Raw genomic sequence first — 22,294 nt, forward strand, 5'->3', positions numbered from 1 at the left:
ACGCGACAGACGATTAATTCAATATCGATGGCAGTGCCGATCCGGGTAGGCCGATGTGGTGATTGCCTTCCGTTTTCCAGTGCTCGCTGCGCACCTAAAGCCCTGACAAGGATTGCACCATGCAACTGACCCAAGCCCCGGCCCCCGGTGCCCGTGCACTAATCCGCGATGAAGAGTGGATTATCCAGAACGCCGACCAATGCAATCTTGGTGGCTGGCAGCTCTCCTGTATCGGTGTGTCGGAAACCGTACGCAATCGTCATGCTCTTTTCCTCACTCAGCTCGAAGACGTTACCCTGATTGATCCAGCAAAAACTGAGCTGGTGTACGACGACTCGCCCACATTTATCGCTTCGCGCCTGTTTATCGAGGCGCGTCTGCGTCAATCGGCTCTGCAAAACGAATCTGTAGTCATTGGACAGCATGGAGTAATGGATGCGCTGCCGTTTCAGTTGCAGCCTGCTCATCAGGTCTTGCAGCAACTGCGCCCGCGCTTGCTCATCGCGGACACAGTAGGCTTGGGTAAAACCCTTGAGGCCGGCATCCTTACCGCCGAGTTGATGCGCAGAGGTAAAGCTCGCCGCATTTTGGTGGTCACTACCAAAAGTATGATGCGTCAGTTTCAGCAGGAGTTCTGGAACCGATTTACTATCCCACTCACCCGCCTAGACTCAGCAGGTATTCAGCGCATTCGTCGCGATATTCCAGCCAATCACAATCCCTTTAACTACTACGACCGTACCATCATCTCGGTCGATACCTTGAAGCGCGACAGCGAGTACCGGCACTACCTGGAAAGCGCCTGGTGGGATCTGATCATCATCGACGAAGCCCACAACGTTTCCTACAAGGGCAATCGCACCCAGAGTAATCGCTTGGCCGAGTTACTCTCGCAACGCTCCGATGCACTGATCTTGCTCACCGCCACACCACACAACGGCAAAAAGGACAGCTTCGCCAGCCTCGTGCGCATGCTAGACCCCACGGTGCTGCCAGCAGGGGCCGACTACACCCGCGAGGATGTCGATCACCTTTTTGTTCGCCGTTTCAAGAAAGACGTGCGCGAGCAGATGAAGCAGGAGTTCCCAGAGCGAGAAGTGTTTCGTTTGGCCTGCGCCGCAAGCCCGGCGGAAAACCTCGCCTTCGATGCCCTAGCCGAGCTCAAACTTAATAGCGACGGGACCGGTGCGCGCGACGGTGCCATGTTGTTCCGCACCGTGCTGGAAAAGTCGCTGTTCTCTTCCCCGGCAGCCTGCCTACAAACGCTGAAAGAGCGCATCCGAAAGCTCGAGGTAAAAGACGCACGCCATCCTGATCTTGAGGGGCTGCGTGATCTTCAAGTTTTGGTGCAGGCCATCAGTGCCGACAAATTCAGCAAATTCCAGCACCTCATCAGCCAGCTCAAACAAGGTCAGCACTGGCGTTGGGATGGCAAAGATCCAAGTGACCGCCTGGTGATCTTCACCGAGCGAGTTGAAACACTGAAATTCCTCCAGCAAGAGCTGCCCAAGGCCCTGGGTTTAAAAGATAACGCCGTAGCCATCCTGCACGGCCAATTGCCTGACCAGGATATCCAGCAGACGGTCGAAGATTTCGGAAAAACCCATTCGCCCCTGCGCCTGCTGATTGCCTCGGATGTGGCCTCCGAAGGTCTTAACCTGCACTACCAAGCTCATCGGCTGATCCACTTCGATATTTCCTGGTCGCTGATGGTGTTCCAGCAGCGCAATGGTCGTGTGGATCGCTATGGTCAACTGCATGCCCCGAAAATCGGCTACCTGCTGACCGAGCCGCGCCACGAGAGAATTCGCGGTGATTTGCGCTACCTGGAAATCCTGATCGATAAGGACGAGCAGGCGGCAAAGAATATCGGGGATCCATCAGCCTTTATGGGGCTGTATGACGAGGAGCTGGAAACCGTCGCAGTGGCCAAGGCCATTGAAGGCAACCGCACTGTCGATGAGTTCGCCGCGCTACTGGCTGGGGATGATATCGACCCTTTCGAAGCCCTGTGGGGCGCGAACGTACCCACCAACGATAGCGTTGCGCCCGCCAGCACAGCAGCGCTCATGGCATCCACTGCTGAACTTACCAGTCTGTTTAACGACAGCTACATCTACCTTCGCGATGCCTTGCGTTGGCTGGCGCAACAGTCGCCGCGCGAACACGCTGCAATCAAAACGGATGATGCCAGCCGCACACTAAGCTTCCAGCCCAGTCGCGACCTTGCCCAGGTGCTCAAGCGTGATCTGGCCAGCGAAATGTGGCCGACCGATAACACCTTTGCCTTGAGCGCCGATAAGGCTGTGGTTGAAGAGGCCATCAAACAGGCGCGCGACACCAATGCCTGGCCGCAGCTGCACTACCTCTGGGCGCTCAACCCCATTGCCCTGTGGCTCGACTACAAACTTATGGCTCTGTTCCGTCGCCAGCGCGCGCCGCTGCTGCGCGTTGCACAGGGGCTGGCCGCAGGCGAAGCCATTGTGCTGGTGCTTGCCCAGGTGCCAAACCGCCGTGGTCAAGCCGTGCTAGCCGAGTGGCTCGGTGTACAGCTCGATGCTGCTGGGCAGGTACAGGGCGTACTCAGCCTGTCGGAAACACTGCAGCGCACAGGGCTCACCAGCACCGCAAAAGCTCAGGCCAACGATGGCCAGGCGCCCGACAGCCGTACCTTGCAAAGTGCACTACCCGCGGTTATTCAGGCTGCTGAGAAACACATCAAGCCGATCAAGCAGGCCTTCGATGCCAACTGTCGCCAGCGTCTTGAGCGCGAGTTGGCCAAGCTGCAAACCCTGCAGCTCAAACACAACGAACAGCTGGAAATCGATTTCGCCAAAGGTATCGAACAGGTCATCGCAGCCAAACGTAAACAGAAAGAAAGCGCCACCGCAGACCTGTTCAGTAACTACCAACAATGGGTACGCGACACCCTGCAACTGGATGACCGCGCTCAGTTCACCGTTGTCGCCGCACTGATGGCTTAAGGAAGGAATACAGCATGAGTTTTGCCATCACCGGCCTCACCAATGCCAACGAGTTCTACAGTCAGCACTACCTGGACGAGATCCTCGAAAAAGACCTCAAGCCGCTGTTTGACCAGTGGAAAGAGCAGGGCGCGCAAAGCCCCGTCGCTCGTCTGCGCACAGCCGCGGGGGCTAATGGTTACTTTCGCGCCCGTGAGCGCTTTCTGAATGAGCGCAAAACCAGCGAGCGCGTCAGCCTGTTTATTGACCTGGTGCAGCCTCTGCTCGTCGCCCTGGGTTACGAACTAGCACCGCAGAACCTGACGTTGGCCGAAGGCGAATTACCGGTATTCGCGGTGTATCGCGATGCCAAACACCAGCCGCTGTTGGTCATTGCGGCAGCTATTGCCAACGCGGAAGACGAAGACAGCAGCCCGCTGCAATTGCTTGCGCCAGCGGCCAGTGAGCAAGGCAAAGGTAAATATGCCCACAGCGACTGGGAAGAAACCCTCAGCAAGCGCCTGTTTGCCGACGACCACCCGCCACGCTGGGTGTTGCTGCTGCACCATGAAGAGTGGCTGCTGATCGAGCGCAGCAAATGGGGGCGCAAGGCACTGCTGCGCTTCAACCTGCCGGAGCTATTCGGCCCGCGTGACGACAAGCAATTCCGCGCCATGGCGGCGCTGCTGGGCAGCCAATCGGTGCTGCCGGTGGAAGGTGGCGTGGCGCTGCTCGATAGCCTGGATGACAGCTCGCACAAGCACGCCTTTGAGGTATCCACTGATCTCAAGTACGCCCTGCGTGAATGCATCGAGCTGATTGCTAACGAGGCCATCTGGTACAAGCGCACGGTTGCCAAGGAGAAGGTGTTCGAGCGTAACGACACCGACCTGGCTGACCAGCTCAGCCGTGAAAGCCTGCGCTATATGTACCGCCTGCTGTTTATGTTTTATATCGAAGCGAGGCCCGAGCTGGGCTATGCACCCATCGATGCCGAGTCCTACCTCAAGGGCTACAGCATCGAGCACCTGCGCGAGTTGGAACAAACCCCGCTGACCACCAGCGAAGCCCAGGAAGGTTTCTACTTTCACGACAGCCTCAAGCAACTCTTTGGCCTGATCTGGCAAGGCTACCCACGACGGGATGCCACGGAGATTCAGCTCGACTTGAGTGGCAGGCATGACGGCCTGCTCGATAACGGCTTCACCATTGCGCCGCTGCAAGGCCACCTATTTGACCCCGCGCGCACACCGCTGTTGGGTAGCGTCAAACTGCGTAACTCGATTCTGCAGAAAGTCATCGAACTGATGTCCTTGTCCCGTGGTGGTGGCAAGAGCCGTCGTGGGCGCATCAGCTATGGCACCCTCGGTATCAACCAGTTGGGTGCGGTGTACGAATCGCTGCTGTCCTTCCGCGGTTTTTTCGCCGAAGAAAATCTATACGAGGTACGCCCTGACCCCAAGGGTAAGAAAGCAGCCGCTGCAGATAATAACGGCGATGAGCGCCAAGAAGACGATTCGAGCGAGAGCGATACGGATAACGAGGATCACCTCGATACTCCCAGCATTGCCGAGAAGAAAAAAGACGCCGAGGTCAACCCGCTGGATGCGGCGTATTTTGTACCTGCCAGTAGCATCAGCCAGTACACCGACACCGAACGCCTGTTTGGCGGCAATACCAAGATCCACCCCAAGGGCAGCTTTATTTATCGCCTGGCCGGTCGTGCCCGCGAGAAATCTGCGAGCTATTACACTCCGGAAGTACTGACTAAATGCCTGGTCGAACATGCGTTAAAAGAAATTCTTCCCGGAAAGTCGGCGGATGAAATTCTGCAGCTCACCGTGTGCGAGCCGGCCATGGGCAGTGCGGCGTTTTTGAACGAGGCCGTCAGCCAATTAGCCGAAGCCTACTTGCAGGCCAAACAGAAAGAGCTGGGCCGCACCATCCCTCACGAGCAGTACACCGAAGAAAAGCAGCGGGTGAAGATGTACATCGCCGACAGCAATGTCTTCGGGGTGGACCTGAACCCGATTGCTGTGGAGCTGGCCGAGGTGTCGCTCTGGCTCAACGCTATCTTCAAAGGTAGCCATGTGCCTTGGTTCGGTCTGCAGCTGTACAACGGCAACTCCTTGATTGGTGCACGTCGAGAGGTGTTCAGCGCCGCTCAGCTCACGCCCGGCAAAGGCGAAAATGGTCTGCCCGAGCGCGACTGGCGCGCTGCAGCGCCACATGTTGTCGCTCTCACGCAGGCGCCTAAGGCCAGCGAGATTTTCCATTTCCTCCTGCCCGCCGAGGGCATGGGTATGATCAGCGACAAGGTGGTCAAGGCGTTGGAGCCGGTTGCTTTCGAGCAGTTCAAGCAATGGCGCAAGGCTTTTACCGCGCCACTTATCAAAGACGAAATCCGCCGCGTGCAGGCCTTGAGTCAGGCCGCCGAACAGCTATGGCAGCAACATGCCGAGGAGCTGGCCCGGGTGCGTAAGGCCACCTGTGACGAGTTGCATGTGTGGCCCGACCCGGCCGCCAACCGGTCCCCTACCAGCACTGCGCAGAAGGACGCCATCTATCAGCGCGAGATGCTTAGTGAGGCGCAGAAAAACGCTAGCCCTTACCGTCGCCTTAAGCTGGTGATGGATTTCTGGTGCTCCCTATGGTTTTGGCCGCTGGGCAGAGCCAGCGAGCTGCCTAGTCGCGAGCACTGGTGGTTTGTGCTGGAAACCGTACTGCTCGGCAATGCTAGCCTCAGCAGCGGCCCAGCCGATGACCTGTTCCCGGAAACCCGCCCGCAGCAGGGGCTGGACTTTACCCCTGAGCGCGACCGCTACGGCCATGTGGATATCGCCGCGCTGGTCGAGGCACTGCCGCAACTGCAGGTGGCGCAGCAGGTGGCCAGCCAGCAGCACTTTATGCACTGGGCACTGGAGTTTACCGATGTATTCAAGGCCCGTGGGGGCTTCGATGTAATCCTCGGCAACCCGCCTTGGATCAAGGTGGAATGGAACGAACAGGCGCTGCTGTCGGACTTTGACCCGCGCTTTGCCATCCGCAAACTCTCGGCCAAGCAGACGGCGGATCAGCGTGATGCGGTGTTTGCGGCGTTGCCGCAGGCGCGGGCTGATTTTCTAAGTGAGTGTGTGGCCACTGAAGGCATGGGCGTGTTCCTCAATGCCCGTCAGAATTACGCGCTGCTAGAGGGGCAAAAGGCCAATCTCTATAAATGCTTCCTACCCCTGGTCTGGCAGGTTGGCAGTGGGGTGCAGGCGCTGCTGCATCCGGAAGGGGTGTATGACGATCCCAAAGCCGGGGAGCTACGTGCTGCACTATACCCACGTTTGCGTGCGCATTATCAATTCCAAAATCAGCTGATGTTGTTCGCTGAGGTCGGCCACCGTGTGAAGTACGGTATCAACATCTATGGCCCAGCTCAACTGTCGCCACGTTTCAAAACACTGGCCAATCTTTTCCACCCGGCTACGGTCAATACCAGCCTTCAGCATCTTGGTGGCGGTGTGACACCGGCGATCAAGTGCGATGAGGGCGGTTGGGACTTTAGCGGGCATATTAATCGCATCATCGAGGTGGATGAGCCCCTGCTCGCCACCTTTGCCATGCTTTACGATGAGCCAGGCACTTCGCCATTGCAGGCCCGTCTGCCTGCTTTGCATAGCCGTGAACTGGTCTCGGTGCTGGAAAAATTCGCCCATGCGCCCCGACGTCTTGGCGATCTGGGTAATGACATTTACTGCACCCAGCATTGGAACGAGTCCATTGGGCAAAGTGATGGCACCATCCGCCGTCGCAGCAGCAGCGAGCAGGGTTTTGTCTCTGACCCTGGCGAATTTGTGCTATCCGGTCCGCATTTCTTTGTAGGCAATCCGCGCAGCAAAACTCCGCGAGCGGTCTGCACCGAGAAGGGCCACTACGACACCCTCGATCTCGAAATCCTGCCAGACGACTATCTGCCACGCAGCAACTACTTGCCCGCCTGCGACGCCGCCGAATACGTCCGACGTGCGCCGCGGGTCAGCTGGGTTGAAGAGAACGAGCGCGAGGCGAGGGCGGTGACAGGGTATTACCGCCACGTAAACCGCGAAATGATCAGCCCATCGGCTGAGCGTTCCTTGATTACTGCATTGCTGCCCAAGGGAGTGGGGCATGTGCACACCTGTATCAGCACGGCATTCAAGCTGAGTGAGGAACTGATGGATTTTCATTCCCTCACACTTAGCACTCCCCTTGACTTCTTCATGAAGTCGACCGGTGCAGGGCATGCCAACCATGCGTACTTGAGTCGTATGCCTGTACACCTGCCAAGCGCTTTTTATCGTTGGAGCATGCATATCAGGGCGTTGGGGCTTGCAAGTCTCACCATCCACTACGCCGATCTCTGGCGCGACTGCTGGCGACCCGCTTTCCAGCAGGATAGCTGGGCTAGCAACGACCCACGTCTGCCGCAGAATTTCTTTGCTCAGCTCACTCCTGAATGGCAGCGAAACTGCGCCTTGCGCAACGACTACGCCCGCCGGCAGGCGTTGGTGGAAATTGATGTGCTCGCCGCTCAGGCCCTCGGGCTCACATTGGACGAGCTACTGACCATCTATCGTGTGCAGTTCCCGGTGATGCGCCAGTATGAGCGCGACACCTGGTACGACGCGAAGGGCCGTATTGTCTTCACCGCCAGCAAGGGCCTGATCGGCGTCGGCTTACCGCGCAAACCCGGCAAGAAAGACGCCCCCTGCACTTTGATCCACTCCGACGGTCGCCGCGAAATCCGCCGCCTGGGCTGGGATGATCTCATGCCGAAAAACGGCCAGCCCCAGTTTCCCGACGGCACCATTATTGAGCGCACAGTGCTGGACAATACTCAACCCGGCGGCCCGATCCAACGCACCACCCAATACACCACCCCTTTGACCCTGGCTGACCGCGAGGCTGACTACCGTATAGCTTGGGCGCATTTTGAATTGGAGCAGTTGAATGACTGAGGAACTACTGGTTAGGAATTCTTTCCGTTGCATTGAGCTCCGTGGCTGGGACTGCCTTCATGAAAGAGTATGGCCAGGTAGCAGCGGGACTGTCCGCTGTGTTCACCGTGCTAACCACACTAATGACATTTCTTAAGCCATCCGAGCGTGCTTCGGCACATAAAAACACCGGAGATCAGTATTTCGCATTGCGGAACTGAAGGCACTCTAACATTGCGCCCCCTCAGGGAAGACGATTATGTCGTATGTAGGAATTTCCGTTCGTGAAGCGCTGGAGAAGCTGAATGCTCCTAATAACGGCTGGTACCTGCCGCAGGTCCAGCGCCAGTACGTGTGGGGCGCACGGCATGAGTCGGAAGATTACGTGTGCTTGTTACTCGACTCACTGCTTAAACGCTACCCAATCGGTGGTGTGGTGCTGTGGGAAACGGAACAGAAAGTGCCTTATCGCTGCTTTGTTGGAGACTATGCCCCGGGTCATCACGCACGGCAGGTGGATGAGGGGTTGTGGGGCGCCCCCAAGGCGCTGGTGTATGACGGTCAACAACGCTTGCAGACGCTTTATTCAGTGCTCCGTCATCGTTTCAATGGCCGGATCTTACATTTTGATTTGATGTTCGATCCAGCCACTGCGGAGTCGGATGAAACGGGCTTTCTGTTCCGCGATGCTAGTGTGGCAGCCGAACCTCGTTATTTGCGCATGACGGAGTTGTCCTGTTTGCGCTGTAACGAGGACGAAAAGGTTGATCTTGAGGATCGCGCCCTGACGGCCGTCGGTGATGATAAAAGCGCCAAGCTTCGCGTGCGCAGAAACCTGAGTTCGTTGTGGGATATATTTGTCGACACCAATCATAAGTCGATAGCCTACTTCTCGGTCAACGCCGATAGCCCTAACGAAGTAAATGAGGTTTTTCGACGGCTTAACACTGGCGGGGTGGCGTTAACTCAGTTGGAGCTGGTGCTCGGGAAGATCAAGGCGGTTCAGTCGGACTATGAGGAGAAGCTCTGGACTTTGTCTGATGAGATTGCAAAGCAGAGTGGTGGCATTGAGTTTTCGTCTACATCGATCCTACAGTTCTTTCATTTGCTGGTTAAGAACACGATCCGCATTGATGAGGGACGGCTGGATGGTAACGATATCCAAGCGTTCCAGAGTGCTTTGGAAAGTGATCGTGAGCCATTGTTAGAGCTATTTAGGGGGTATTTAAAGGGGTTGCTGAATATCAATCATGCCTCCATCGTGCCTCGGTGGTTGGCCGTCTTACCGATTGCAGCCTACCTGACGGAGCTTAAGCGCCACGGTCATGAATGGCGTATCCGCGCCTGGGACGAGTCAGAGGTAAAGCTCATTCACCAGTACTTTTTACTTTCTCAGATGTGTGATTGGAATACCCAGACCATGGTCAATGTTTTCGCGCGCGAAGCTATGGAAGCAGGAAGGCAAAATGAGTCATTCCCGCTTGAAGCTATTCGCAAGATCGCGATCGAGAAAAACCGAACTGGAGAGCTCAACGAATACCAGCTGTTGAGCCAAACGTGGTTGGCTACAAAGGTGCTTATGCCCAGTCGCAGCTACGTTTTTCATGACAGTAAGCCTCAAGTTGATCATATATTTCCGCTCAAATTAGTTGGGGCGGATGCGGCTTATCAAGAGACTGTCGATGTGCTATGGAACTTCCAGCCTATGCCAGCCGAGGTCAATAACTACAAGCGAGCACGTCATCCAAGTGAGTTTTTTCAAAGTTCGGACGGCAATAAGTACTGGAGTTCCTACGATTTCATTCCCGTTCCCAAAAATTTGCTTTGGGGCGATCCACTAGCATTTGTTACTTGGAGAAGGCACCAGATGTTGGCAGCATTGGAAAGCCTCTACGGGCTGACGGTATTACCATCCGCGGATGAGGCAATCTGATCATGCAGCCATTGATCGTTTCCCAGCAGGTGACTCAGGGTGTCGCAGACTTTCTGCGCACCGCATTCCCGTCCACTACTTCTGGTTTTGAGGGCTTGCTGGAGCGCTTTTTGGCTGAGCGCAGCAATATTTTCAAAGGGCCGTATCTGACGTTGCCACTGCCATTTCGAAAGCAGCTGAGTGGCGGTCTACCGGCTTTCCCTTGGTTACCTACCAGCTTTGTGCCCCATGCACATCAGGCCAAGGCTTTTGCGCGGCTGGCGGGGTCAGAGGCTCAATCCACGTTGGTGGCAACGGGTACGGGGTCGGGTAAGACCGAGTGCTTTCTATATCCGATCCTTGAGCATTGTCGCGTGGCGCGTGCCGAGGGACGGCGTGGCATCAAGGCGATCATCCTCTATCCCATGAACGCCTTGGCCAGCGACCAATCTGGGCGCGTGGCCAAGGAAATCGTTAAGGCCGCTGGCCTTAGTGGAATTCGTGCAGGCTTGTATGTGGGCGATGCACCGGCTATCGAGTCGCCAACGGTCGCCCAATTGAGTGACGGCAGTTATTCGGTGATTACCGATCGCAATGGCCTGCGTGAAAATCCGCCGGATATTCTGCTGACCAACTACAAAATGTTGGACTTTCTTCTGCTGCGTGCAGCAGATGCCCCTTTGTGGGCGCATCAGCAGCCGGACACGCTACGTTATTTGGTGGTGGATGAGCTGCATACATTTGATGGCGCGCAGGGTACTGATCTGGCTTGTCTGATTCGCCGCCTAAAGGGGCGGCTGAATGCGCCGCCGGGCCAGTTAGTGTGCGTCGGTACTTCGGCAACGCTGGGCGATGATGGCGTTAGCGATTTGCTGGCGTTTGCTGGTGATGTGTTTGGTGAAGTGTTGGATGACAGTGCGGTTATCGCTGAGGACCGCGAGTCGGTCGGGGATTATCTCGCTGAAGCACTGGTTGAGTTCACCCAAAGCCCGCATCCCAGTGACGTGGATGTCTTGGCACCCGAGAACTACAACGACCTGCATGCCTATCTGGCGGCCCAAGCACCGTTGTGGTTCGGTGAGCCTTGCTCCGTCATGCAGGCAGAGGATTTTGCTTGGCGCTGTTGCTTAGGTAAGCACCTGAAGAGCCATTTCGCCTTCCAGAATCTTTTGCGTGATCTGGAGCGTCTTGGGCCAAAGTCTGTGTTGCTGGCTGATCTGTTGGTACTGCTCAAGCGCCGTTTGCCGAACTGCGATGATGAGCGCTTTGCGCTGCTTTGGTTGTCTAGCTTGCTGTCGTTGGTGGCGCATGCACGCCAGGATGCACATCAGAATTTTTTCTTGCAGGTGAAGGTGGAAATCTGGCTACGTGAGCTGCGTCGCATGGTGGCTGTGCTGGATGCTGAGCCGCAGCTTCGGCATCACGATGACTTACGCAAAGCCGATATGGAGCGGCTGCATCTGCCGGTGATCCATTGCCGCGAGTGCCATGCCACCGGCTGGGGTTCTACGCAGCAAAAGATCAGCCCCAATCAACTCACCCATGATTTGCAGGCGTTTTACAGTGCGTTCTTCGCCGAGGATGTGAGTACCCGTTTTATCTTTCCTTCTAGTGCGGGGACGAACCCTGCGGTGTTCGAGCGCAAGCAGGTATGCCCTGCCTGCGGTTCCTTGCATCAGGCATCGCAAACCGAATGCTCACACTGTGAGGATCAGCCTTTGCTGGCTGTAGATATTGCCAGCAACCTGCGTGAAGGTACGCGCAATGGCGCGAAGTACACCAAGTCGCACCATGATTGTCCTTTCTGTGCTGGTTATAAAACGCTGACGATTGTAGGTTCGCAAGCGGCCAGTCTGGCGGCGGTGATGGTGGGACAGTTGTTTGCAACGCGCTTCAATCCGGACAAAAAGCTGATTGCTTTCTCTGACTCGGTACAGGATGCGGCGCATCGTGCAGGGTTCCTTGCCGCACGAACCTGGCGAATGAACTTACGCCCGGCGTTGGCGCAGGTAATTGCTGATGCCTATGCAGCTGGGCGACCTGTGACATTGGAAAATTTGCCAACAGCATTCGCGCACCGCTGGCGAACGGCGCTAGGTGACGGTCATTACATTGCTAACTTTCTGCCACCGCAAATGCACTGGCTACGTGACTACGAGACCCTGATGGAAGAGGGGGCGCTACCTGAAAGCAGCAACCTACCTGCCGAGCTGGCGAAGGTGTTGCCTTGGGTGCTCAATGCAGAATTTGGCCAGGATGCTCATATTGGTCGTACTCTGGTTGCGACAGGAACTGCTTGCGTAGTGCCACTTGCAGGCAAGTTAGACGAAGCCGCTCAATGGCTGTTGCCACGTCTACGTGACACGCTTGAACCTTTAGCCGCCGCGCAACTGGACGAAGTTGTTATTTTACTGCGCGGGCTACTGGAAAACATGCAGCGCATCGGGGCTTGGCGTGATCAGGAGCTAGGGTTTTATGCGCGAATGGGTAGCAGCCCTTGGGGGTATAAGAAGAATCCAAGCCAGTTTAAGCTTCTCACCAGCCCTCGGCCTCCGAGGTTTTTGACACTGGCAGAGTTTGGTCGCTGCGTCAGTATAACTAAGAGCCATGCCCGTTTGTTTAGCGACTGGGCGTTCAAGGCATTGCCTGCTTTGCATGATCTGGCACTGGGCACGGATGCCTTGATTGCACCGCTTTATCGGCTTGCTCTTGAGTCATTGGAAAGCGTTGGGTTAGCAGGTTTTGAGGAGGCAACCGAGAAGCCGGATATCCGTGTATGGGGGCTGGAGCCCTCTGCTTTTCACGTTATCTTGGGGGGCAAGGTGTGGCGGTGTTCCAGCTGCCACAGCACCACACTCTCAGGCCCAGAGGATGATTTTTCTGAGCAAGCGTGTCGCCGCGTTGATTGCCAGGGCGAGTTGCAGGCACTTGAGTCGCCCGGTGATTTTTATCGCAAGCTTTATCTGAATGCGGACATTCAGCGGGTGGTAGCGCATGAGCATACCGGCTTGCTGCCACGCGAGACACGCGAGGCGGTAGAGCGTAACTTCAAGTCCAACAGTGATCGCCCCGGCGGCATCAATGTGCTCTCCGCAACACCCACGCTAGAAATGGGCATCGACATCGGCGATTTATCCAGTGTGCTGCAATGTTCGATTCCTCCACAGCAGGCAAACTACATTCAGCGAGCAGGACGGGCAGGGCGTAGCACGGGTAATGCGTTGCTGATGAGCATGGCGACCAGCAAGTCGCATGACCTGTATTTCTGGGATGACCCGAAAACCATGATTGCAGGTTCCGTGCAGGCACCTGGGGTTTTCCTTAACGCCTCTGCAGTACTTGAACGTCAACTTACAGCGTTCACCTTGGATTGCTGGGTGCATGAGAACGGACGGGCGGCGCAGATCCCTCAAGAAATTCGTGGGGTGTTCACTGCGATCAATAATCAGACCAACAGCAAGTTTCCTTACCCTTGGTTGAGTTATGTGGAACAGCATCAGGCGTCGCTTCTTGAACGGTTCTTGCGCTTGTTCAATCAGGGAGAGATGTGCCCTTTGAGCGACGGTACATGCCAGTGGCTGGCTAATTTCATTCAGGGCGGGAACGGCAATAGCAGCCCGTTGGCGTACAAGATCGTCAACCGTTTGCAGGGCATTGCAAGTGATGTTGAAAGCATCAAGCGCAAGCGTGAGGCTGCAGTGAAGGAGATCGATAAGCTGCAGGCATTGACGGTGCGTGGTGAGGATCAGGATCTGGAGTTGGCACGACTGCTTCAGGATCGAACTGCGCTTTCGCGTTTGATTGGCAGCATTGAGGGTAAGGCTACGCTCAATGTGCTGACTGATGAGGGCTTGCTACCCAACTATGCGTTCCCGGAGCAAGGTGTGCTGTTGCGCTCGATCATTGTGCGCGATTCAAAGCCTGGAACATCCGCTCCTGATCCTCTGACCTTCGAATATGAGCGTCCTGGATCAACGGCCATCACTGAGTTGGCACCGAACAACACCTTTTATGCCGAAGGCCGGCGGGTGGTGATCAATCAGATCGACGTATCGAAGATCAAGCCGGAGCACTGGCGTTTCTGTAGGCAGTGCTCCTATAGCGAGCCGCTGTCCTCGGGTGATCAACACCCTAACTGCCCACGATGTGGCGATACGCTGTGGCGCGACAGTGGGCGCGTACACGAGATGCTCCGCTTGACCACGGTCTTTGCCCGTACGCTGGATCGCGATAGCCGTATTGCTGACGACTCAGACGAGCGTCAGCGCGGCTTTTATGTGCGCCAGGCTTTGGTGGATAGCCCGCCTGAGGCGGTGCGTCAGGCTTTTGTGATTGACGAGCAGACATTTCCTTTCGGCTTCGAGTTTCTTGATCGAGTGACTTTTCGCGAGGTGAACTTTGGCGAGCAGTCAGCGGAAGGCATGCCGATGGAGATCGGCGGGAAGGAACTCAGTCGCCCTGGTTTTAGCATCTGCCCCGAGTGTGGAACCTTGCAGCGCAAGCGCAAGGCCGAGGAGCTGTATCGCAACCATTCGTCCTGGTGCGCGAAGCGCAAGAACCCCGAGGCGAGCACGCAGCAGTGCGTGTTCCTCTACCGCGAGTTCACTAGTGAGGGCATTCGTCTATTTTTGCCCGAGGTGGGTTTTGCCGATACCAACGAGGCTTTGCTGAGTTTTGTGTCGGCTCTGGAGTTGGGGTTGGCGCGGCGTTTTAGGGGAGCAGTGGACCATCTGCGTATTGCCCTAGATATGCGTATGGCTGCGGGCTCAGATACGCCGCGTTGTTATCTAGTGATCTACGACAGCGTGCCGGGTGGCACCGGCTATCTCAAGGAATTGATGCGCGCGCCGGAACCGCTGTTGGACGTATTCGACATTGCACTGCAAGCCCTCAGTAGCTGTACCTGCAACCAGAATGCGGACACCGATGGCTGTTATCGCTGCGTGTACCGCTATCACAACAGCCATGATCGTAAGTCTATCTCGCGACGTACAGCACAGAAGTTGTTGGGTGAAGTGATGCAGTACAAGGGGGCACTGAAGCCAGTTACCCATCTGGCCGACGCCCAGCCAGCTAACCAGTTACTGGACAGCATGCTGGAGAAGCGGTTTGTCGAAGCGCTGCGCCGTGAGCATGAAGGTGAGAAGTTCAAACTGAGTGAGCTGTTGTTCAAAGGTAAGGCGGGCTATCAGATACAGGCTGGCTCGCGTCGCTGGCGGATGGAGTTGCAGGTCAATCTGGGAGCCAGCGAAAGTGTGTTGATTCCGTGCAAGCCTGACTTCGTGTTCTGGCCAGACGATGCCGCCGACGACCTGCCGGTGGCGGTCTTTGTTGATGGTTGGCAGTACCACAAAGACATCATTACTACCGATATGGCCAAACGTATGGCGGTGGCCAAGAGCGGGAAGTTCTCAGTCTGGACGCTGACCTGGGATGATGTCGAATGCGCCTTGCAAAACCAGGTATTACCTACACCATCGCCTTGGCCAACATTGCTTGATGATGATCCGCAGCAGGTAGTGCAGAAGCTGTGTGCGGCACAGGGCATCGCAACACTCTCCAGTTTCAAATCGCTGCCGTCCTTTACCCAGCTGCATCAGCGTTTAGCCCGTGGGCAACACCAAGCGCTCGGCAAATTGGCCGTCTCCCTGGCTGCGGGAATGTTGATGCCGCCGGGGGACACTACTGCACTTCAAGTCCTGCGCGAAGGGGCTTTCTGGCAGCGTTTAGATGAGCTGGGCCTGCTACCTGACCTGCAGCTGCATAGATTGAGCCTGCGTCAGCTCGGTAAAGCTTGGATGCTGGCTATTGCCATGCGCCCGGAGCATCTGAAGCAAGTGATGACGGGTAATGGCTCGGCAGACACTGAACCTCTTTTGGTTGGCGAATGGAAAGAAGATGGCCTGCCCGAAAGCGAGCTTCAGTTACGCTGGCAGCAACTTTGGCAGGCACTTAACTTATTGTTGCCGCTGAGTCAGTTTTGGGTTGGCAACGCTGAAATGCCGGGGTTATCTGCGCTGCAGGATTGTTCTGCGCTCAAAGCAAAATCTGGCGGGTTGTCTGACGCCTGGCAGGAAGCGCTGAGTTTGGCTGCACATGAAGTACAGTCTTGGAGCTTGGCTCTGGCTGGTTTGGGCATAACCGCCCCAGAAGTGGGCTATGAGTTGATGGATGAAAAAGGCCGCGTAATAGCAGAAGCTGAATTGGCTTGGCCAGATGTTCGTACCGCGGTACTACTGCCAGATTCTGGATCAGAGGCTGCGCTTTTTGCTCGCCAAGGTTGGCATTCTTTTACCGCTGACGGCAGTGAGTTGCCTGATGAGCTGAGAACCCTTTTGATGGAGACACTGGCATGACGCTGGCACTCAAGATTGCAATGTCCGATGACTTCCTGAAGTCGTTTTCGGTAGTTCCACGTTCTCATCAGCAGGCGGTACTGGCCTTCGTTGCAAAGTTTCGTCAGAACCCAATGGCGACCGGCATCAATTATGAGCGCATTCATGATGCCGCCGATCCGAACATGCGCTCGGTTCGGATTAACGAAAATATGCGTGGAATCGTGCTTAAACCTGATGTGGGCAACGTCTACTGCCTGTTGTGGGTTGACCAGCATGACGATGCCTATCAGTGGGCACGTCGCCATCGAGTCGCGATCCATCCGGATGTTGGCAGCATCCAGGTTTATGCAGTGCAGGAGGTGGCTAACACGAAAGCGTCTGACGCCTCGGCCGAGGTGCGTGCAGTGGGGCTGTTCGATGCCCTCAAGGATCGTGAGATTCGCCGGCTGGGCGTACCCGATGATCGGCTGGAAGCGGTGCGTGCCGTAACTAATGAAGGCGAACTTGAGGCGCTGGAAGCGCAATTGCCCGATGAGGCATACGAAGCGTTGTATCTGTTTGCTGCCGGCGAGACTTTCGACAAGATTATCAGTGATCAATCCGCGCCGGCGGCGGTCGACCCTACAGACTTCGGTGCTGCGCTGGAGCGTGATAGCTCACGCCGTCATTTCGTGGTGCTTACTGACGACAGCGATCTAGAAGCTTTACTGGCGGCACCTCTAGAGCATTGGAGGGTCTTCCTGCACCCAAGCCAGCGTAAGTTGGTTGAGCGTGACTGGAGTGGCCCTGTGAAGGTGACCGGTGGCGCAGGTACTGGTAAAACTGTTGTAGCCATGCATCGCGCTGCAAGACTTGCACGACAATACTCGGATTTGCCAGGTCGTCCGGTGTTGTTTACCACTTTCACCAAAACCCTGGCTGAGGACATTCGCCAGCATTTGGCTCTGCTGTGCACACCGCAGGAGCTGGAGAAAATTCAGGTGGTGAACCTGGATCAGTGGGCTTCCAGTCTTCTGCGTCGTTTTGGTTACCCACATAACCTGTTGTATAACGAAGGCGACCGTCGCCGTTTCTGGCAAGCAGCCTTATCGGCGATGCCCGCATCGGTTGATCTCAGCTTGCAGTTCATGCGTGCCGAATATGAGCGGGTGGTGCTTCCTCAAGCCTGCGAAACTGTTGAGGACTATATGCGTGCCAGTCGAGTAGGCCGCGGCGGTCAGCTTGGCCGTGCGATGCGTAAGTCTATCTGGCCGGTGTTTGCCGAATACCGGGCCCAACTGCAAGCTGCCAATTTGCGCGAGCCAGAAGAAGCTTTCCGTGAGGCCTCTCAGTTGTTAAGGAAGGAGCAGCCTGCACTGGGTATCCGCTCCATGGTGGTGGATGAAGCCCAGGACATTAGCAACGCGGGCTTTGAGCTAATTCGTACGGCAGTAAAAGTAGCCGAAAACGACCTGTTTATTGTTGGTGATGCCCACCAGCGTATCTACCGGCACAAAGTCGTGCTTAGTCGGGTGGGCATCGAGGTTCGCGGCCGTAGCCATAACCTGAAGGTGAATTACCGAACCACCGACGAAATCCGTCAATGGGCCTGCGCTCAACTCGAAGGATGTGCTGTCGATGACTTGGATGGCAACGTGGACTCTCTGCGCGGTTATCGGTCTCTGACGCATGGTGATGTGCCGGATATCATCGAGTCGTCTTCCGCACACGAAGATATGCCGCATATAAAGGCGATCCTTAAACAATTGCAGGACGATGGGATGGAGCCTCGACAGGTTTGCATAACTGCGCGTACTAATGACGATCTGGATAATGTCGCTCGGGCTCTGCAGCAGGCAGGTATTGTTCACTTGAAACTGGACAACTCAACCTCTGACGATTCGGCACAGCCGGGCGTTCGCCTGGCCACCATGCATCGCATCAAAGGGCTTGAGTTTAGCGTAGTGATTGTTGCCGCCTACAGAGGAGCCGCTTCCTACGCCGACCAATTAAGCCGTGATGAGGATGCAGGGGTAACCGAAGATACTGAAATTTCTGAAAGATGCTTGCTGCACGTTGCTGCTACTCGAGCAAAGAGAAATTTGTTTCTCCTAGTGCGGCCCTCTGGTGACTGAATTCTCAGACTTATACAGCTAATTTTTAGCTGTATAAGTTGGTCCAGCATTACTGGCTAACATTGCGGCGCGCTGCCAGCTTAAGCTTTGCAAGCCTCCTAAGGCTTGGGCATAAACCTACGTTTTCGCATCCGATCACCTTTTCAATCCAGTCGAATTGGCTGTCTCGGACTTGCATTCTGGCGTGTTTCAGCGCTTGAAGCGTTGCATCGGCTAAGGCTTTATCTCCGATTGAAATACGCACGGGCTCGTAAGCAAGAATATCGACTGTTGTAATTAGTCTCAGTGTTCCAAAGCGTTGGGAGGAAATCTGAGTTGCTTTTTTTTCATCAATGACCGCTGTGAACCCGTTGCTATGTGCAAGCGCGAGTGTCGCGGCTTCTCCGTCTCCGAGCGAAGCCGCTGTGGATCCGGATACCAAGTCAAAGAAGTGCTCTAGTGCAATGCCAGAAAGCTCTTCTCTCTTTAAAGTTTGATTATGGATTAGCTCCGAAAGCTGTTTCGGCTCAGGCCGGCCGTTTACTGCTCCTTGCTCAATCTCCCGTATTACATTGTCGGTGACGACAATAGGAGCCGGAACTGCTTGCAGGATTGCGCCTGCATAGCCAGTCGCCAGCAAGTTTATGATGACACTGGCGTCTAGAACGAGAATGCTATCTCGATCAGTGAGACAGCTTGAAAAGGTCATCAACCTCATCCTCTTCTGCCTCATCAAGCAACTCGCGTACTTTTGCCCTATCGAGCTTAAGCAAATCCGACATTTGCCCTTCGCTGATTAAATCTTTCTTCCACGCATCGATAGCTAATAAAAAAAGCCTCGTTGATTGCGCGCCTTCCGTAGGCGTGGAATCGTGAGCTATCGGGCCTAGTACCTGCTGGGCTTGGTCGTCGGTTATACCGCCATTATCCATGAACCAATCCCAAGTACCCTTTTTCGTCAGGTCCAATTCTTCAAGCCTCAACACCATCGCCTGGCGTGAAACACCAAAGAAACTAGCGAGCAGGATGATGTGCCGACGAGTGAGGTGAGTTGATCCAATGGTCACTTCTTTGAACTTTTCCATGACAGTACGGGCTGGCGTTAGAAACGCGCTTCCGAAAGCGTTCGCGTAACGCTCTTCACGCGAGTTTTCATACTTTTCGGCTTGATAGATCTCGGGCTGACGCCGCGTCGCTATAAAGTGCCCGAGCTCGTGGGCGCCAGTCTGAGTTTGACGATCCTTCCGATGTACTGCATTTATTAGCATACAGGCGCCAACGGCGTCGTCATAGGCAAACAGCCCAGACACTTTCGATTCAAGTCTCCGGCTATAGACACGAATTCCAAGTTGCATCTCTATGAGTGAAAACAGATCTTGAATCGGGCTCTCGCCGAGCCCTAGCCAGCTTCGGAGGCTATGTGCATCGTGCTCTGCTTGTTTGCGTACATCGCCAGGCAAGATGCTTTTTTCGGTCGGATAATTTGAGGTTTTCCGAACACCTAAAATGTTCTCAAGTTCTACTTCTGCCCTGACGAGATCATTCAGCATCCGAGCAGCTTGGTCGATGCCTGCATCACCAGTGTCTGGGAGTGAGCGGAAGCGAGGAACAAGGTCCACATGGACCGCTTCTCGGCGCAGCAAAGAGTTAGCAGATACTCCATAACAGCGGCTAAGCATCTGGATCTCGTCAAGCTTTGCAGAGCGCTGTCCTTTTTCAATGGCCACAAGAGTGGTTCGAGCAAAGCCAACTGCTTTGGCCGCTGCGTCTTGGGTCATGGCCGCGGTTTCGCGCGCGACCTTCAGTCGTTCACCCAGTTCAGCTGGGTTCAGTTCAAAGTTTGGTTTGGTCATGATGCGCCATCTATCCACTTCCTCACGAACGACTCTGATCTCATATCGCTCGTGAACGCTGACCATTCCTTGGCATGTTGCTGCAAGAGCCTGTCAAGGTTCTGCGCCACGGCATGTGGCGACTCGGCCAGAGCTCGAGCCAGTTCGGTCGTTCTGCGGCGTTTGATCAGTTCGTACTGCGAAGATTCCCGAATCGAAGAAAGGTGTTCGAAATGAAGCACCCCTGCGATAGCGTATTGTCGCAAGGCTTTAGTACAACTGGTGAATTCTTTTGCTGCGCCTGTTTCCCAGGTTGGGCTGTCTAGGGATTCCCATACATAATTCGTTGGTGGCTCCTCTAATCCTGCAGCGTGGACGCTAAGGCGGCGAAGCATACACGCGGCGCATATACCGCACTGCCTTCTTGCGCCTGAAACGGCTACCTGTCGGGATTGCTGCCAGCACGACCTGGTCGTTATCCAATTCGCGTGAGGGCCGCAGGTTTCCACAAACTCACGCAGGGTCTCGCCTTTCGTCATCCAAAGCCTGGGAAAGGTGTACTGGAATCGATAACCAAGAAGGGCCTCGATAAAGCGTTCCATAAGCTTGGTGAACACGGGGTGATTTCGATAGTCCTCATACCCATGTGCAACAGGAAGGAGCACAGGTGCAAGGGCACCTTGTCCGCTTTCGGGGATGATGGCCATTGGAGCATCAATTAGATACGCCGCAATTGCGGATATGATGCTGAACTTGAACCCGCGGCTGCGCGCACTTCTCTCGGCGCTTCTTGCGTCATCAAGTTTGACTGAATATGGGATGGCCGTGAACGGAATCCTTTGCCGCTCCCTCTTTGAAATATCATGTTGTTTGCTCCCTATTCGAAGACGAATCAAGCGTTTGCCTAGGCGCTTGCTCTCAAGTTCAGAGACCGCACGGGAGTCCATTCCATCACTGAAAGCAATGACCGCCTCTGCATCGGAAGGAAAAGATATTTGGCCTTGTGGCGGTCTCTGTGCGGGTTGCTTTCGATATCGAAAGTTGAAATTCCAGTCGTCGCCGGTCAGGAGGTTCAGCGCGTTGACGAGCGCTCGATCTACCTTGGTACTCGACCACCGTTCAACGTCGTGTACTGGAACATGCACGATGAACCGCCTGCCCCAGCTCATGGTGCTGCGGACAAGGAGGCGATCACAGAACTCGACCGCAGCGGCTATGAGAAGTGCGTCATACGTTACGGGCTCCCATTTGTCATGGGATGAGAAGGATGCGAGAGCCTCAAGATTGAACTCGATGTTCTTCTCGATGTAACACGGGACCACACCGTTTCTTTTGCGGGCGCCAGGTTCAAGTATATCTACAGCTATTTCCTTAGTCGGCAAGGTGTTCATCACAACGATACCCCGTCATCAAGACCTTCCATCTTCCTAAAGGGGAGGATTCGATTGGGCTCTGGGCCCACAAGATCCAGACCGAGTTGGGTGCTCGATAGAGTAGAAATGGCATTCTGGAGTCTCTTACTCACGTGCTCTGCTCTGTGCTCATTCGAGTCGCGAAGGTAGTGTTCTTCGATCGACCGGATGTTTGCGTGGCAGCGGTCTTTAGCGGCAAGGCCTACCGCTTCATGGAATGCTTCAATTCCAAATTTGCCTTCATGGATGAGGGTGATGCTCCATTCCACAAGATTCGTTCCAAAAACGGAGGCTGCTGCTAGAGCTTTCGCATTTTCAAGTTGATCCAGCGCAAGTTCCGGCATTTCCAGGGAGTTATCACAACCGGTAAAGACTGCTTTCAGGGCTTCCATCAGATGCCACGAGACCTCCATTCTGAAGTCACTGGCCACTGCGTACGCCGTAGCCTCAGCTATCTGGGAGGCATCGTAGGTATCTTGGTCCGCACGCTTTGCCAGTTCTTTCCATGGCTTTCGCAGCTTCAAGCTTCTATGTGGCCCATCGCTCATTTCGTCTAGCCCCCAGTGAATACCGGTTTTGACATTGTCAGATATTATTACTAAATATCTGACAATGTCAAAATCGTAATCAGAAAAAGCGGAGATAAGTGATCGGGTGTCCCGGTCTTGCATAGCTAAATCGGTTGTCAACGATGCAGGAGCAGCTCCCTGATTTTCACTCGCCAGCTGCGTGAGCGGGCGAATAGGAAATTACGTCACCCGAATAAATTGCATATTCGAG

The 22,294-nt window shown here is 55.2% G+C and carries 10 protein-coding genes; 6 read left to right on the forward strand and 4 right to left on the reverse strand.

Annotated elements, in window-relative coordinates; translation table 11 throughout:
- Positions 1 to 119: 119 nt before the first annotated feature.
- From KW846_RS11215 to KW846_RS11240, 6 genes are read left to right on the forward strand one after another with little or no spacing between them, the layout of a single operon-like run.
- Complete coding sequence (locus tag KW846_RS11215) at positions 120 to 2,984, forward strand: DEAD/DEAH box helicase (protein WP_218482288.1); 2,865 nt, start codon at positions 120 to 122, stop codon at positions 2,982 to 2,984.
- A gap of 14 nt (positions 2,985 to 2,998) precedes the next feature.
- On the forward strand, positions 2,999 to 7,948 hold the full coding sequence (locus tag KW846_RS11220) for an Eco57I restriction-modification methylase domain-containing protein (protein WP_218482289.1): 4,950 nt from the start codon (positions 2,999 to 3,001) through the stop codon (positions 7,946 to 7,948).
- A complete protein-coding gene (locus KW846_RS30430) occupies positions 7,945 to 8,148 on the forward strand; it encodes an SLATT domain-containing protein (protein WP_371321745.1) in 204 nt (67 codons plus the stop codon). Before KW846_RS11220 ends, KW846_RS30430 begins: the two co-directional genes overlap by 4 nt.
- A gap of 38 nt (positions 8,149 to 8,186) precedes the next feature.
- Complete coding sequence (locus KW846_RS11230; RefSeq protein WP_218482291.1) at positions 8,187 to 9,860, forward strand: DUF262 domain-containing protein; 1,674 nt, start codon at positions 8,187 to 8,189, stop codon at positions 9,858 to 9,860.
- A 2-nt stretch (positions 9,861 to 9,862) separates the two neighbouring features.
- Positions 9,863 to 16,195: a DEAD/DEAH box helicase gene (locus KW846_RS11235; protein ID WP_218482292.1), complete on the forward strand. Its 6,333-nt coding sequence runs from the start codon at positions 9,863 to 9,865 to the stop codon at positions 16,193 to 16,195.
- The gene (locus KW846_RS11240; RefSeq protein ID WP_218482293.1) at positions 16,192 to 18,291 is read left to right on the forward strand and encodes a UvrD-helicase domain-containing protein; all 2,100 of its coding nucleotides are present in this window, start codon (positions 16,192 to 16,194) and stop codon (positions 18,289 to 18,291) included. The genes KW846_RS11235 and KW846_RS11240 overlap by 4 nt, the downstream gene beginning before the upstream one ends.
- Before the next feature lie 49 nt (positions 18,292 to 18,340).
- Here the strand turns inward: KW846_RS11240 and KW846_RS11245 are convergent, their stop codons facing one another.
- From KW846_RS11245 to KW846_RS11260, 4 genes are read right to left on the reverse strand one after another with little or no spacing between them, the layout of a single operon-like run.
- Entirely contained in the window at positions 18,341 to 18,979 is a 639-nt protein-coding gene (locus KW846_RS11245) for a hypothetical protein (protein ID WP_218482294.1), read from the reverse strand.
- Positions 18,954 to 20,123: an XRE family transcriptional regulator gene (locus tag KW846_RS11250; protein WP_218482295.1), complete on the reverse strand. Its 1,170-nt coding sequence runs from the start codon at positions 20,121 to 20,123 to the stop codon at positions 18,954 to 18,956. Before KW846_RS11250 ends, KW846_RS11245 begins: the two co-directional genes overlap by 26 nt.
- A complete protein-coding gene (locus tag KW846_RS11255) occupies positions 20,120 to 21,493 on the reverse strand; it encodes a 7-cyano-7-deazaguanine synthase (RefSeq protein WP_218482296.1) in 1,374 nt (457 codons plus the stop codon). Before KW846_RS11255 ends, KW846_RS11250 begins: the two co-directional genes overlap by 4 nt.
- Positions 21,493 to 21,906: a hypothetical protein gene (locus tag KW846_RS11260; protein WP_256356689.1), complete on the reverse strand. Its 414-nt coding sequence runs from the start codon at positions 21,904 to 21,906 to the stop codon at positions 21,493 to 21,495. The genes KW846_RS11255 and KW846_RS11260 overlap by 1 nt, the downstream gene beginning before the upstream one ends.
- Between the last annotated feature and the right edge of the window lie 388 nt (positions 21,907 to 22,294).

This window comes from Pseudomonas sp. PDM32, from assembly GCF_019219225.1.
Lineage (GTDB): Bacteria > Pseudomonadota > Gammaproteobacteria > Pseudomonadales > Pseudomonadaceae > Aquipseudomonas > Aquipseudomonas laurylsulfatiphila.

Bases quoted from the DNA above. Each gene is read 5' to 3' on its own strand.
- KW846_RS11230 (WP_218482291.1), top strand. From the start codon at position 8,187: ATGTCGTATGTAGGAATTTCCGTTCGTGAAGCGCTGGAGAAGCTGAAT.
- KW846_RS11260 (WP_256356689.1), bottom strand. From the start codon at position 21,906: ATGGAAGCCCTGAAAGCAGTCTTTACCGGTTGTGATAACTCCCTGGAA.
- KW846_RS11235 (WP_218482292.1), top strand. From the start codon at position 9,863: ATGCAGCCATTGATCGTTTCCCAGCAGGTGACTCAGGGTGTCGCAGAC.
- KW846_RS11215 (WP_218482288.1), top strand. From the start codon at position 120: ATGCAACTGACCCAAGCCCCGGCCCCCGGTGCCCGTGCACTAATCCGC.
- KW846_RS11240 (WP_218482293.1), top strand. From the start codon at position 16,192: ATGACGCTGGCACTCAAGATTGCAATGTCCGATGACTTCCTGAAGTCG.
- KW846_RS11245 (WP_218482294.1), bottom strand. From the start codon at position 18,979: ATGACCTTTTCAAGCTGTCTCACTGATCGAGATAGCATTCTCGTTCTA.
- KW846_RS11250 (WP_218482295.1), bottom strand. From the start codon at position 20,123: ATGACCAAACCAAACTTTGAACTGAACCCAGCTGAACTGGGTGAACGA.
- KW846_RS11255 (WP_218482296.1), bottom strand. From the start codon at position 21,493: ATGAACACCTTGCCGACTAAGGAAATAGCTGTAGATATACTTGAACCT.
- KW846_RS11220 (WP_218482289.1), top strand. From the start codon at position 2,999: ATGAGTTTTGCCATCACCGGCCTCACCAATGCCAACGAGTTCTACAGT.